This window comes from Clostridium sp. JN-9 (assembly GCF_004103695.1).
Lineage (GTDB): Bacteria > Bacillota > Clostridia > Clostridiales > Clostridiaceae > JN-9.
The window spans coordinates 999397-1014665 of the sequence record NZ_CP035280.1 but is presented as its reverse complement, the minus strand read 5'-3'; the positions used below and the strand labels follow the sequence as shown (position 1 = coordinate 1014665).

At 32.4% G+C, this 15269-nt stretch carries 12 protein-coding genes and 2 pseudogenes; 8 read left to right on the top strand and 6 right to left on the bottom strand.

Annotation, left to right across the window (positions count from 1 at the left end; translation table 11 throughout):
* Positions 1-59 precede the first annotated feature (59 nt).
* Complete coding sequence (gene hydF, locus EQM05_RS04865; protein ID WP_128748998.1) at positions 60-1292, bottom strand: [FeFe] hydrogenase H-cluster maturation GTPase HydF; 1233 nt, start codon at positions 1290-1292, stop codon at positions 60-62.
* 46 nt (positions 1293-1338) lie between these two features.
* A pseudogene (locus EQM05_RS04860) lies at positions 1339-2010 on the bottom strand (lyase family protein); the annotation flags it as partial.
* Positions 2011-2184: 174 nt separating this feature from the next.
* Between EQM05_RS04860 and sigI the strand changes: the two are divergent.
* Positions 2185-2871: an RNA polymerase sigma-I factor gene (sigI, locus tag EQM05_RS04855; protein WP_128748996.1), complete on the top strand. Its 687-nt coding sequence runs from the start codon at positions 2185-2187 to the stop codon at positions 2869-2871.
* Positions 2864-3778 carry an anti-sigma factor domain-containing protein gene (locus EQM05_RS04850; protein ID WP_128748995.1) on the top strand — a complete coding sequence of 305 codons (915 nt, stop codon included), beginning with the start codon at positions 2864-2866 and terminating at the stop codon, positions 3776-3778. Before sigI ends, EQM05_RS04850 begins: the two co-directional genes overlap by 8 nt.
* Before the next feature lie 76 nt (positions 3779-3854).
* On the opposite strand, the gene msrA is transcribed toward EQM05_RS04850, so the two are convergent.
* Complete coding sequence (gene msrA / locus EQM05_RS04845; protein ID WP_128748994.1) at positions 3855-4328, bottom strand: peptide-methionine (S)-S-oxide reductase MsrA; 474 nt, start codon at positions 4326-4328, stop codon at positions 3855-3857.
* A gap of 86 nt (positions 4329-4414) precedes the next feature.
* Positions 4415-6247, bottom strand: a complete 1833-nt coding sequence (locus tag EQM05_RS04840; RefSeq protein ID WP_128748993.1) for an APC family permease — start codon at positions 6245-6247, stop codon at positions 4415-4417.
* A gap of 265 nt (positions 6248-6512) precedes the next feature.
* Here EQM05_RS04840 and EQM05_RS04835 point away from each other — a divergent pair, with 265 nt between their 5' ends.
* Complete coding sequence (locus EQM05_RS04835) at positions 6513-7871, top strand: collagen-like protein (RefSeq protein WP_128748992.1); 1359 nt, start codon at positions 6513-6515, stop codon at positions 7869-7871.
* 73 nt (positions 7872-7944) lie between these two features.
* On the opposite strand, the gene EQM05_RS04830 is transcribed toward EQM05_RS04835, so the two are convergent.
* Together EQM05_RS04830 and EQM05_RS04825 are read right to left on the bottom strand one after the other, a co-directional pair.
* Positions 7945-8538, bottom strand: a complete 594-nt coding sequence (locus tag EQM05_RS04830) for a carboxypeptidase-like regulatory domain-containing protein (protein ID WP_128748991.1) — start codon at positions 8536-8538, stop codon at positions 7945-7947.
* A 168-nt stretch (positions 8539-8706) separates the two neighbouring features.
* Positions 8707-9156, bottom strand: a complete 450-nt coding sequence (locus EQM05_RS04825) for a hypothetical protein (protein WP_128748990.1) — start codon at positions 9154-9156, stop codon at positions 8707-8709.
* A 133-nt stretch (positions 9157-9289) separates the two neighbouring features.
* Between EQM05_RS04825 and EQM05_RS04820 the strand changes: the two genes are divergently transcribed.
* The 5 genes and pseudogenes from EQM05_RS04820 to EQM05_RS04800 all read left to right on the top strand — a co-directional run.
* Positions 9290-10009, top strand: coding sequence for a LytTR family DNA-binding domain-containing protein (locus tag EQM05_RS04820; RefSeq protein WP_128748989.1), 720 nt, complete (start codon positions 9290-9292; stop codon positions 10007-10009).
* Entirely contained in the window at positions 10006-11337 is a 1332-nt protein-coding gene (locus tag EQM05_RS04815; RefSeq protein ID WP_128748988.1) for a GHKL domain-containing protein, read from the top strand. Before EQM05_RS04820 ends, EQM05_RS04815 begins: the two co-directional genes overlap by 4 nt.
* Before the next feature lie 150 nt (positions 11338-11487).
* A complete protein-coding gene (locus EQM05_RS04810; RefSeq protein ID WP_128748987.1) occupies positions 11488-12411 on the top strand; it encodes an ABC transporter ATP-binding protein in 924 nt (307 codons plus the stop codon).
* Positions 12404-13144, top strand: a complete 741-nt coding sequence (locus tag EQM05_RS04805; protein ID WP_128748986.1) for an ABC transporter permease — start codon at positions 12404-12406, stop codon at positions 13142-13144. Before EQM05_RS04810 ends, EQM05_RS04805 begins: the two co-directional genes overlap by 8 nt.
* Positions 13145-13604: 460 nt before the next feature.
* Positions 13605-15104: pseudogene (locus EQM05_RS04800) on the top strand (YfcC family protein); the annotation flags it as partial.
* Positions 15105-15269: the final 165 nt, after the last annotated feature.

Here is a 15269-nt window from a genome sequence, read left to right as displayed (position 1 = left end):
TATTTATATTCTGTGACTTTTTCCAATATACTATATTTACAATGTGAGTATTAATATAATTATTCTTCATCCCAGATTAATTTTGCCAGTGGAAATGGCTCTAGTGCTCTATCCAAAATACCCTGCACATAAGCAATTAACATTCCATAATTAACTATCGGAACATTAAATTCCTTAGAATCATTAATTCTTGACAGCATGGCATTTCTGTTAAGCATACATCCCCCACAGTGTACAATTAATGCATATTTTTTAACATTTTCAGTAAAAGTTACTCCAGATGAAAATTCAAACTCCAGATTTTTACCTGTGATCTGCCTTATCCATCTAGGTATTTTTACTTTACCTATATCATCTGATTGTCTGTGATGGGTGCACCCTTCAGCTATGAGTATTTTATCTCCGTCTTTTAATTTTTTAACTGCCTTTACACCTTTAACAAGCTCCACTAAATCCCCTTTATATCTTGCAAATAATATTGAAAATGATGTCATCATAATATCTTTAGGAGTATCTGCTGCCACCTTCAGGAAAACCTGTGAATCAGTAATAACCATTTTAGGCTTTTTACCCAGGTTCTCCAGTGTGTCTTTTAGTTCATATTCCTTTGTCACCACAGCCATGGCATCACTTTCAAGAATGTCCCTAATAGTTTGCTGCTGTGGAAGAATAAGTCTTCCCTTAGGTGCTGCCTTATCAATAGGTGTAACTAAAACTACAAAATCCCCTGGATTTATTAGATCTCCAACTATTTTAAATTTATCATCTGTGCCTAGAAGAATGGAAATTATTTTATCTTTAAGTTCTTTAATGCCTTTATTTTCAATTGCTGACACAGCAGCTACAGGTATTTTAAATTCCCTGCTTAAATTTTCAATGTAATCATTATTTAAATTTACTGTGTCTATTTTATTTAATACTAAAATAACAGGTATCTTCTTTTCTTTCACCTGCTGCATTATGGATTTATCATATTCAGTGACTCCTTGTGAAGCATCTACTACTAATAATGCTATATTAGTCTTATTTAAAACCTCCAGTGTCTTTTTCTTTCTCAGCGCTCCAAGTTCACCTGTATCGTCAAGTCCTGCTGTATCAATTACTACACAGGGGCCAATTGGCAGTATTTCTATGGATTTATATACGGGATCAGTGGTAGTTCCTTTTACATCAGAAACTATGGCTATTTCCTGCCCTGTAATAGCATTTATTATACTGGATTTTCCAGCATTTCTTCTTCCAAAAAGTGCTATATGTGTTCTTTCTGAACGTGGTGTTTCATTTAAACTCATTTTTTCCTCCATATCCAATGCAAATATACATTTTGCTTAAAAATAATTATTTACCTGGTATCCCAGGTGTTGTCAGCCCATAAGGGTTTAATATTTCATCAATTCTTTCTTTTGGTAAAATATTTTCCTCATAGAGAACTTCCTTTATGGTTTTTTCTTCCGCTAAGGCTTTTTTTGCTATTACGCTGGCTTTATCATACCCAATGTAATGAACCAAAGCAGTAACAAGAGAACTTGACTTTTCAAGATTTTCTTTACATCTTTTTTCATCTATTTCAATACCATCAATACATTTTTCCTTGAATATTATAACAGCTTTATCTAAAAGCTCCAAGGATTCAAGAATACTGTCTGCTATTAAAGGAGTAAATGCATTTAGCTGAAGCTGACCAGCCATCATTGGAACTGCATCCATAAGCTGAGTTCTGCCAAGCATAATAATATTTGAAAACTCATTTTCCTTAATTTGAAGTGATTCCTGAAGATCAGCAAGGGCATTGCTGAGCTTTCTGATAAACCTGATTGAGGAAATCCTAAGTGCAGTTGGATATACATCATTGGTAGACTGTGACATATTAACATCATTTAATGGATGAACTATGCCATAATCCCCTTTTTCACCTTCAAGCAGTTCTATGGCCCTGTTTGCTACAACTTCATTAATAGCCATATTTGTGGAGGTACCGGCACCTCCCTGATATGCACTTATGTTAAATTCTTAATTACTATATTATATCATTAGCTAAAAATCATTTCATCTGATAATAATTTATTTCTTAATTTCAGTTTATAAATATGCTAAAATAGTGACATATTGTCTTAAAATTTATCAGCGCCAAAGCTCCACTAAAAAATTAATTTGAAACGTATTATATATAGATGAGGTGATTTCATGCAGAATGTCAGTGAGTTGCTGCTTGAAGACAGGAATGAATTTATTAAGGAAAATAAAAGTTTTATATATAAATGTACATATACCATAACAAAAAGACATCTGCAGTGGAAAAATGACGATGAACTTAGTATTGCATTAATAGCTTTTAACAAAGCCTGCGATAGTTACACAGAGTCCAGAGGTAATTTTTATGGGTACGCTAAAGTTATTATAAGAAATGCACTAATTGATTATTTCAGGAAAACTAAAAACACCCCATTACTTACTTTTGATGATGACGATTACAGCATGGAAAAGCTGGATAATAATAATTCTATAACCAGATTTGAAATGGAACTTGAAAATAAAAGCAGGGCAGATGAAATCATAGAATTAAATAAAGAGCTTTCAAAATACAAAATTGATTTTAACAGCCTTGTAAGTAAAAGTCCCAGGCATAAAGATACCAGAAGCAGCGTTTTAAGGCTGGTAATAAAAATATGTAACAGCAGAGAAATCTGTGACTATATATTAAGTAATAAACAGCTTCCTATTAAGCAGATTTGTTTATACACTGGGACAAATAAAAAATTTGTTGATAAATGGAGAAAATACATTATCGCATTATTTATATTATTTAATAGTGATAAATTTCTTTATATAAAGTCTTATTTAAATATTAAAGTAGGTGAGGATAATGAGTAAAAAGGAAGGCATAGTAGTAAGTGTCAGCGGTAAATATGCTAACTTACTTACACCCAGCGGCGAATTTATAAAAGTAAGCTGCATTGGCAGAAAACCTGACATTGGGGAAAAGTTTCAAGGCTGCCAGGTCTCCAATAGTATTTTTCATTTTAATACTAAGGGATTGACAGCTGCAGCCTGCATAATGTTTATACTAACTATAGGCGGAGGAGTAAAGGCATATTACAGTCCTGTGGCTACTGTGCTTGTAAGTATAAATCCTAATATTGAGCTTAAAGTTAATCACTTTAACAAAATTATCTCCTCAAAAGCCCTTAACAATGACGGCGAGAAAATACTAAGTGAAGTAAAAATCAAAAATGCTAATATCAATGAAGGATTGAAGACAATAATAGATCAATCAAAAAAGGATAAATTTATTGATGATAATTATATTAAAACAAAAACTGTTTCTGTTGATATAGATGGCAAAAAAATAAATATTTCCAAGTTTAAATCAAATATTCAAAATTCTAATTTAAGTATTAAAATTCAATCCAATGGCAGTGTTATATTAGATAAGAATTCAAACAATAAATCTTCTGAAAATGCAAACTACCAGAAACCTGCTGAAAATAATAAAGTAAACAATGGAAAGTCTTCAGTAAGCAATGGTAACTCCTCAGTAAATAAGGAGAACTTAAAATCACCTTCTAATAATGAAAATAAGCAAAATAATAAAGGCAATAATGGAAATTCATCAAACCCAAATTCTAATAAAACCAAAAAAAATGCAAGTAATGATTTAAAACAAAAACATGAATTAAAAAATGATAGATTTAATGATAATCAGGGTTATAAGAAAAAAGCTTATAATAGCAAGGCTGTAAATGGATCACACAAATCAAATTCAAATAAAAATAAATAAAAATAAACGCTGTAGTTATTATTGCAGCGTTTTTTATTACTTTTTAACTTCTAACCATATTTTATCATATAATTTATTAATCTAGTTTTATGTGGCAGTATCCACCTGGATTTTTCTTAAGATATTTTTGGTGATACTCTTCAGCATCGTAAAAACACTGTAATGGTTTTATTTCTGTAACAATTGGCTTTTCATATTTTTTCTGCAGCTCATCCCTGCTTTTTAATATTTCACATAAGTCATTTTTATCAATGTAGAATATACCTGTTCTGTATTGATGTCCAATATCATTCCCCTGTCTGTTTAAAATAGTGGGGTTTATTACCTTCCAGAATTTATTAAGCAGCTCAGTAAGGTTTATTATATTTTCATCATATTTTACATAACAGCATTCGGCATGGCCTGTAGTGCCAGTGCACACATCTTCATAGCTTGGATTTGGTTTAATTCCATTACCATATCCCACTTTTGTTTCAACTACTCCATTTATTCTGGACATATACTCCTGCACACCCCAGAAACATCCTCCTGCTAAAACTATTTCCTTCATAATTACACATCCCCTTTTTGCAGCAACTTTATATCAACATTATACTTTAAATAAATAATATTTACCATAAATACTATGAGTGAAAATTAAAGTTTATATGGGTATGTTGTAATTACAACCTTAAGGTTTCTTGCTAAAGTTTCTCTTAAATATAAACTTGTATGATTGTGAAGTACTTCCTCCCATCTCTCATGGGTAATAAATTCCGGAAGAACCACAGTTATTATTTCATTTTCACCTGCTGCATGAGCTATATCTTCAATATATTTTAAAAGAGGCCCCACCACAGCTCTGTATGGCGAATATTTAGCCACTAATATTATATCTGTATTTAATTCCTTCCACTGCGATTTTGTTTTTTCCAAAGCATCCTTATCTATAGAAATATTTAAAGCAATAACATTAGGGCTTATGCTTCTGGCATATTGAAGAGCATTAAGAGCTGCTTTATTTATACTAGCCAAAGGAACTATAATTATATGGGTAAATTCTCTGCCTATATTGGCGCTTCGTATATCTTCTTTTGTGGTTCTGAGTTTTTCTGCTACTCCATCATAATGTCTCTTTATGGACATCATTATTAGCACTATTACTGGTATAAGTATGATAACAATCCATGCTCCTTCAGCAAACTTCTCATAAACAATTATAAGTGTTGCTATTACTGTTATTATAACTCCAAATCCATTTATTAAAGCAGATCTTCTCCAACCCTTCTCTTTACTTCTCCTCCAGTGTATTACCATACCTGTTTGTGCCAGGGTAAAGGATAGAAATACACCAACAGAGTAAAGCGGAATCAGCCTGTGTGTTGTGGCATCAAACAATACTACTAAAATACCTGCTACTACTGATAAAGCCACTATGCCTGTGGAAAAGCTGAGCCTTTTTCCTCTTATTCTAAACTGTCTTGGAGCAAACCCATCCTTTGCAATTGCATACATTAACATTGGAAATCCTGTAAATGCAGTGTTGCATGCCATTATTAAAATAACAGCCGTTGTGATTTGTATTACATAAAACATAAATGTATTGCCAAATACACCATAGGCAATTTGTGCTACCACCGTTGGAGTTCCCACTGGTACAGCTTTATAAAATCTTGCAAGAACAGATGTGCCTCCAAAGATAAATAGTATGAGAAAGCTTAAAAGTATCATTACAATTTTTGCATTTTTCTGACTTGGCTCCTTAAAATTAGGAACAGAATTACTTACCGCCTCCAGCCCTGTTAGTGCAGAGCAGCCCGATGAAAAAGCCCTTAATATAAGAAACAAACTTAGGTCCCCTGTAATTGCAATCTGCTTATTAATCATTGGTGCAGGCGCACCATAAATAGAATATTTTATTAATCCATAAACAATCATGAAAAGCATACTTATTATAAATAAATAAGTAGGTATACTAAATATTTTAGAGGATTCACTAATACCCCTGAGATTTAATATAGTTAAAACTGTAATAAGCAGAATTACCAATGAAACCTTATGTCTTGTTAAACCTGGGAAGGCTGATGTAATTGCCGCAATACCTGCACTGGCACTTACAGCCACAGTTAGTGTGTAGTCAATGAGCAGTGCTGCAGCAGCCACCAGTCCCTGTGTCACCCCTATATTTTCCTTTGCAACAATATAAGCTCCTCCTCCCTGGGGATAAGCTTTTATTATTTGAATATATGAAATTGTTAAAATAAATAAAAGTACTATAATCATTAATGAAATCCATTGAAGCCATTGGTATGACAGTAACCCTATGACTGCAATTAAAACATATAATATTTCTTCAGCTGCATATGCCACAGATGACACAGCATCACTTGCCATTATTGCAAGTCCAAAGGGTATATTATATTTCTCCGTAGCTCTTTGTTCATTTGCTAATGGTTCACCAATTAAAAGATCAAGAAATTTTTTGAGCATAATAATACCCCCATTTTAGGTTTAGTTATTTTTTACATTATGTATTTATAGTGAGCTTTTTTTTACTAATTATACATATGCTGAAAATATTTCTAACCAAAATAGTAGTATCAATGTAAACAATGTTGTCACCGTCTTAGCAAGTGGTCATATTATGTATTAAGGAGCAATTCCTTAAATTAATAAAAATTAATTTATTAATTTTTATTCTGATATAAAAATGGACATGTTGTGTAAATTGTTATAAAAAGGGGGAAATAAAAATATGCTAAAGGATATAAAATACTATACTTCAACCAATAGATGCAAATTTGATGATAAACCTAAGAATGAATATATTCAAAACAGCGAAACAGCATTTGACATAGACAACGACAACCTTATGGATGGAGTTGATAATTATTATACAGAGTGCGGTAAATATCCAGATGAGCCAGAATATGATTGCAATGATTGCCATGAGTGTCCAGATGAACAAGAGGATTATTGTCATGATGAATCAAGTGATGAGTGCTGCGACCATTGTATAACAGTTTGCGGAAAGCCTGGTCCTAGAGGCCCTAAGGGATGCAAAGGTGACCCTGGCTGTCCTGGTCCTATGGGGCCTAAAGGATGCAAAGGTGACCCTGGATGTCCTGGCCCTATGGGTCCTAAAGGGTGCAAAGGCGAACCTGGGGTTAAAGGTGATCAAGGTGATCCTGGATTCCAAGGTGAAAAGGGAGATCCTGGACTTCAAGGCGAAAAAGGAAATCAGGGTGATCCTGGAATAAAAGGTGAAAAAGGTGAAAAAGGGAATCAGGGTGATCCTGGACATAAAGGCGATAAAGGTGATCCTGGCTATCCTGGTCCTATGGGTCCTAGAGGATGCAAAGGTGACCCCGGCTGTCCTGGTCCTATGGGTCCTAGAGGATGCAAAGGTGAACCTGGCTGTCCTGGCCCAAGAGGTCCTAAAGGCTGCAAAGGTGATCCTGGCTGTCCCGGCCCAAGAGGTCATCAAGGTGACCCCGGCTGTCAAGGTCTACGTGGCCCTAAAGGCGATCCCGGATGTCCCGGCCCAAGAGGTTATCAAGGCGATCCCGGCTGTCCTGGTCCAAGGGGACCTAAAGGAGAGCAGGGTCCTAAAGGAGAATCTTGTTGTGATTTTCACTGCTTATGTACAGAACAAATTAAGAATGTTTTAAGACAGATAATTAATATATTCCCGCGATCAACTATAATAGTTAACTATTGTAATTCAGGTTCAGCTGAGGGTATACCAATTAGACTTACAAATGAAGGTGCCTTAGTGCTAAGAGATTCAACAGGATGTAAAACGCGTATAATAAATGTCTGCAAGATAGTTGCAATAACTCTCACAGGCTGCGATTCCTTCTTTAATAACAATGGATCATGTAAAATAGAATTTCTTCCACCTCCATCACCATGTCCAACAGGGTGTGAAGCTGAGTGTGAAAGTGAAATGAGAAGAGTATTAAAATCAATGATTAGATGTAAAGAAGAAATAAATGTAATAGCAGGTGGAAGTTTACTAAATCCAAATCCAGTAACAGGTGTTGCTTTTGGACTAGCAGTCCTTGGAACATCCACAATAGTCTCTACTTGCAGCATAGAAGAAATTAGTTAAGGCAAAACTTGAATAAGATGCAGTTACAGCTGCATCTTATTCTTATGCTTTTAGAAGTTTGAAGACAGCATAACTAAAAATATAATGAAGCCTCTCCTATGTTGCCTGATTCATCCATAACATGAATATGCAAAAGGTTCTTTTCTTTTTCCCGAAGTTCTGATGGGTGTGAAATTTGCATGAGATATGCTGTCATATTACAATCTCCGCAAAATTCTCTAACTTTGTTTAAAAGATATATTTTTGAAGGTATTCCGTTTACTGATGCATTAACCATCTCTGACGAAAGTATAGGTGCAATGTCTTTTTCCTTTTTACAGATTCTTGATAAACTCATTGGTCTGAAGTATATTGTCAAAGCAGGATAAGCACCTTTTATTACAAAACAATTTAGTCCATATATTTCAAGCTTATCTATTTTAGCATTAATTTCTATATCGCCTATCAGATAGATGTTCTGACACCAATATTCCAGGAAATTTTCAGCATATTCTCTCACTGCAATTAGAAATGGGTAGTATCCTTCTTCAGCTTCTAATAAGTATTCTCCATTTTCATTTGTTGTGGTAGAAAGAACATCTTCAAACCTTGAATCTTTTAATGCTACAAATACATTTTCTAAAACCTCACCGCTTTTATTAGTTATAATTCCAGAAATCTTTTTCATTTAATGATTCCCCCTATTTATATGGATCGTACATAGTGACCAGTGGAACAGTCCCCGTGATGTAAGAATTTTTAAGTAAGAACCATTTTAGCTAAGAACTAAAAACTAAGAAGTAAAAACTAAGAAGTAAAAACTTTTTTTAAGCTATTATCCTTTAACTTTTAACTTTTAACTGTAGGGAATAATACTCCAATTCTTATCTATTGAATTTATTAACTTATCAATCTCTTTTGAGTCTAAGGTACCTTCCAAAATACTATAATATTCGTTATTTATTTCTAATGGATTATTTAATATTATAGACATAACTTCTTTGTAACCATCATAAAGGATAACTTTGTGACTCCACCCAACTGCAGGTTCAGCATGATTTACCTTTTTTATAACATATTTATATAAATAGTCCATTAGAGTTCTTATCTTTTTTTTGCTTTCTAAAGTAAGTGGTTTATTATATCCCCCTCTTCCATCATAAATAATAACTTTGGTGATATTGATATGTTCATTATTTATGATGTCCTTAATAGACATCTTTTCATTTTTATTATAAGAACAAACAATCAGCAGAAAAAAGAACAGCATTGTTAATAATATTGTAATAACATATTTTTTACGCATTAATCTATCCACCTAAAACAATTTTGATTTATTATAAATAATTATACATCAAATGCATTGTAAATATAATTGCCCCAGGGGTGTAAAAACTTCCAATCAAATTATGATACAATTGTGTATGAGGGTGAGGTAAATGTTGAAAGTAATAATTTGTGAAGATAATTCAGTGCATAGAAATAATCTTAAAAAACTTATTGAAAATATAATTTTAAGGGAAGGACTTAATTTAAAAATCTGTCTCTGCACAGGAGAGCCACAGGAAGTAATGGATTATGTGGACAAAAATGATATGACAGGAATTTATTTTTTAGATGTAGATTTAAAGAGCGATATAAATGGTATAAAGCTTGGAAGCAGGATAAGGGAAAAAGATACAGAGGGGTTTATAATATTTACTACCACTCATCTTGAAATGAGCTGCTTTGCATTTAAATATAAGGTAGAGGCTATGGACTATGTGATTAAAGATGATGATGATTTTAAGGAAAGAGTGGCAGGCTGTCTTATAAAAGCTTACAACACTTATTATAAAGGAAATCACAATGAAGATTATATTTCCATACATACTGATGAAAGGGTAATAAATGTTAAGCCCAGCGATATATTGTTTGTAGAAACTACGGGTATGGCTCATAAGATAAAAGTTCACGAGGAAAACAGGCAGATTGAATTCTATGGCAACCTGAAGGACATATATGAGATGCTCCCGAAAAACTTTTACAGATGCCACAAATCATACATAGTAAACAAGGATAAAATCAGTGAAATAAACAGGAAAACCAAAACAATTATAATGACAAATGGTGAAGAATGTTATGTTTCATTTAAGTTTATGAAGGGGCTTTTGGCATGACATTAGAAAAGTTTATTACAAATTTTTTATCTTATATGATTATACCATCTTTCCTTACAAGCATTTTATGCTGCATCTCCATATATATTTTGTATAAAAAAATAATAGACATAAAGGAAATTAAAGAGTATTTCTTATTTTCTTTTATGATTGGGATGATACTAAATATCGGCTCATATACACTTATACTTCCTATGCTTGTTACTATCATGATAATCCAGCTATTAAACAACAAGGATACAAACAAAATTAAAATACAGATGACCATTTATGCGGTGTATCTGGCAAATTCAGTATATACATTTATTTATGCATTCTCAGGAAGGCAGCTTTATAATATTCCTTTAGAGAATATATTGATACAGTTTTTATTAATGCTTATTATCTTAACCATTGTGTGTATTATTATAAGTTTTATCAGTTCTATAAAAAAGATAAAAAGAGAGCCTTCAGTGTCTTCCATAAGATTAAAAATGATTTTGGTAACGAGCATACCTTTTTCCATGATTATGTATGTGCTCTTTAAGGTTTCTCAATTGGTAAATAATGAGCAGTCTGAATTTATATACGGAAACTTTTTTCCACAGGCACTTCCTCTTATATTCATTATGCTTATAAGCACAATAATTTATAATTACGACAGAAGTGTTGAGATTAAATTGAAACTCAAAAGAGAAATAGAAGAAAAGAGTGAGATAGAGGAATATTCCCACATTGTAGAGGACATGTATTCACAAACCAGAAGGTTTAAGCATGATTATATGAATATGATTGCACCGCTTAAAGAATACATAGATACTTCTGACATCGTAGGGCTTCAGAGGTTTTTTTATGAAAATGTTATAAATATGGATAAAGATATCAAGTGGAGCAGCAGCAATATTGATAAGCTTAAGTACATAAATGTTTCAGGGTTAAAAGCTATTCTGTCTTCCAAGCTTATAAAAGCACTGTCAATGAATATTGATATCCAAGTGGATATTGTAGAGAACATTGAGGCAGTATCAATGAATATAATGGATTTGTGCAGGATAATTGGAATACTTATGGACAATGCCATGGAGGCAGCTGCAGAATGTGAGAAGCCAAAAATCAATTTGTGTATTGTAAGCAGGAAAAATTACATAATCATAGCAATACAAAACAACTATTTTGGCAAAAATCCGGTAATCCATAAAATATATAGGGAAGGCTTTTCAACTAAAGGCCAAGGACGCGGTTTAGGATTATACACAGTGAAAAATATAATAGATACAAAATATGATAATGTGTTAATCAACACATCTGTTGAAGATAATATGTTTATTCAGGAATTGTGGATTAAATAATTTAATAATTGATATCTTAAACGTAAAAAGTTTAATCATAACCGTTAATTGCGGGGCACTTATGAATTCATAAGTGCCCCTTGTGATATGCATGAAAATTTATTGTGAAAACTTTGATAGTATATAGTCAAGATAAGGAGCTGATTATATATGACAAAGAGATGTCTACTGGAAACACTTAATTTAACAAAAGAATATAAAAATCAGAAAGCAGTTGATAATTTAAATATTTCCGTTTATGAAGGTGATGTGTATGGATTTCTCGGGCCTAACGGTGCAGGAAAAAGTACTACCATAAAAAGTATTCTCGGTCTTATAAAGCCTACTTCAGGGGAGGTTTTCATAAACGGGTATAATGCAGCAAGTGAACGGGATAAAGCCATAAGCAGAATAGGAGCTATGGTAGAAGCACCATGCTTTTATGGAGATTTATCTGGTTATACAAATCTTCTTATGATGGCAAATTTACATGATGTGCCTAAAAAAAGAGTAGATGAAGTTCTCGAAATGGTTGGTATGACTTCTGCCAAGAATAAAGATGTATCCAAATATTCCTTGGGTATGAAACAAAGGCTTGGCATAGCAAGAGCATTTTTAAATAATCCAAATATAGTTATATTGGATGAGCCTACAAATGGATTAGATCCTCAGGGTATAAAAGAGATACGTGAGCTTATACAGAATTTGTCCCAAAAATATAAAGTTACATTCATGATATCTTCACACATATTGAGTGAAATTGAGATGGTGTGCAATAGAATAGGCATAATAAAAAAAGGAAAGCTTAAGGTTCAGGGATACATTGATGAGCTTCTTGATACAAATGAAGAAATAATAGAAATACATACAAGAGAAAAGGAAAAGACTGTACGTTTGATAAATGGCATAAATATCAAATGTAAAATAGATAATTATGAATATGGTGTAAGGGTCAAAATAAAAAAAGGTAATTTTCAAAATATCAATAAGATTTTAGTTGACAACGATGTGAATATAGAAAACATTTCATGTAAAGAAAATTCATTGGAAGATTATTTTTTAAATATCATGGAAGGAGAAAGAAATTATGCTTAAAGTTCTTAAAAATGAATTTATAAAAATGTTTAAAGAAAAAAAGTTCTACATAATTGCAGCAATTTTGATAGGAAGCATAATACTTATGGCATTTATGAAAGATCCAGGTATAGATGCTCAGAACTTTGTATTTGAAACTTTCGCAGGGATGGTGATAAAGCCTATGCTTCCTGCATTTATGATAATAGTTATATCAGGTGTCATAACAGAAGATTATGTACACGGAACAATGAAGTTTTCACTTATTACTCCAATAAAAAGAAGAGAACTCATAGCTGGCAAGTTTTTGTTCATATATTTATATGCAGTTATACTTCTTGCAATAAGCTTTTTAACCAGTTATATTGTGTGCGTTGCTGTTTTCGGCACTTCTATTCAAGTACAGTTTATGAAAAATTTTTTATTTAATATAAAATGTTATGCATATATATTACTTCCCCTTTTGTCATTTTGTACACTTATAAGTTTCATTGCAATGTTTGTAAACAGTATCGGTGAAATTATAGGTATAGGATTAGGAATTCAGTTTATGACAGTTATAATAGAGCATAGTGTAAAAAGTGCTGTATACTTTTTAGCAGGAGGAGGAATGTATATATATGATTTTGTCCGTGCATCAGGTGATTTAAACAACATACATATGCTTCTGGTTACATTATGCGCATGCATATATATTGCTGTTTTTATGCTTTTAAGTATGGCTGCCATGAAAAAGAAAGATTTGGTATTATGACTTTAATTCACTCAAAAAGTTTTTATCTTATAATTAGCAGCCAGAAAAAGCTTTTAACTTTTAACTCTTAACTTTTAACTCTTAACTTTTAACTGTACTGTACGGTGCTTTTTTATTATACAACTATCAAAGACCCGGGTATATTTTGTTAAATTCTAATCAATTGCTTTTATATTTATGCATAGTATCAAAAAACTACATATATTCTCTAAAAACTCTCAACTTTGACAATTTTACATTTATTTTTACATAGTATATAATTATAGTATCCTTTAATTCCATTTAATCGTTTAATTCTATTTAATTGACAATTTAATAGCGAAATCAGCTAATTAAAGTCAATTCAGCCTCTATTCAAGAGGTATTATAAAATGTTCCAGCAAATAGGTTAATTTTCCTATTCATTATAACATGCATTTGTTTTCTATCACAAAAATTATTATATGAGGAGGAATGAAAAATGAGTAAAAAGAAAAGGAGTTTCCCTACAGCATTTACTGTATTGTTCATAGTTTTAATTTTTGCAGCTGTTCTTACTTATGTAGTACCAGCAGGCTCATACTCAAAATTAGCTTATGACGATACTAAAAACGTTTTCACAGTAACAAAGCCAGATGGTTCTGTAAAGGACTTACCAGGTACACAGGCAACATTAGATAATCTTAAAATTAATATGAATATACAAAAATTTAAAGATGGAGGTATTAGTAAACCTGTAGCAATTCCAGGTACATACCAAAAAGTAAAGCAAAATCCACAAGGATTAGTTAATATAATTCAAGCTCCAATAGAAGGTGTATATGATACCGTTGACATTATTATGTTTGTACTTATAATTGGTGGATGTATTGGAGTATTAAATAGCAGTGGAGCCCTTGATGCTGGTATTGCCAGTCTTTCACGTGCTACAAAAGGAAAAGAATTCTTACTGATTATTATTGTTACAGCGTTGATTTCTTTAGGTGGAACAACCTTTGGGCTGGCAGAAGAAACTATTGCGCTGTATCCAATACTGGTTCCGGTATTTATGGCGGCGGGCTATGATGCTATGGTATGTATTGCTGCTCTTTATATGGGATCATCAATTGGTACAATGTTCTCTACTGTAAATCCATTTTCATCAGTTATTGCCTCAAATGCAGCTGGAACAACATTCACCCAAGGCCTTGGCATAAGAACAGTAGGCTTAATAATTTCTACAATAATAACTATTGTTTATATTGTTAGATATGGTAATAAGATCAAAAAAGATCCAACTAAATCATTAATATATGATCAAAAAGACGAAATTGAAGAAAGGTTCTTTAAAGACCATGAAAACAAAAAAGTTCCCGAGTTTACTACCAGACGTAAATTAATGATAATTATATTTACATTGGCATTTGTTGTAATGATCTGGGGAGTTTCTACTCAGGAATGGTGGTTTACTGAAATGACTGCACTATTCTTAGTTGTAGGTATAGGCTTAGGCGTAATTTCAGGACTTGGAGAAAAACAGTTCGTTGATAGATTTGTTTCAGGAGCTGCCGACTTAGTAGGTGTTGCACTAGTTATTGGAGTAGCAAGATCAATTAACCTAATTATGGAAAGTGGATTAATTTCCGACACAATACTTCATAGTGCAACAAATATGGTTCAGGGAATGAACTCAAAAGCATTTATACTGGTAATGCTTTTGGTATTTATAGTTCTTGGATTCTTTATCCCATCATCATCAGGACTTGCAGTATTATCAATGCCAATTATGGCTCCACTTGCTGATGCCGTAGGATTACCAAGAGATGTAATAGTAAGTGCATACCAGTTTGGGCAAGGATTAATATCATTCATTACCCCAACAGGACTTATTCTTGCAACGCTGGCAATGGTTGATGTAACCTATGATAAATGGTTAAAATTCATAATGCCTTTAATGGGATATATTGCGGTATTCGCAGCTGTAATGTTATTAATTCAAACATCAACTTTAATAAATAAAAATCAGGTTATGCACACCCTTAATGCAGGTTTAACGAAAGGGTGTGCATTTTTTATGTGGAATGTATACCCTTTAACAAAAATGGATATAATTTTATATATGACTATTAAATGGAACTCCTGTATAATTAATTATATGGGGGAGTGA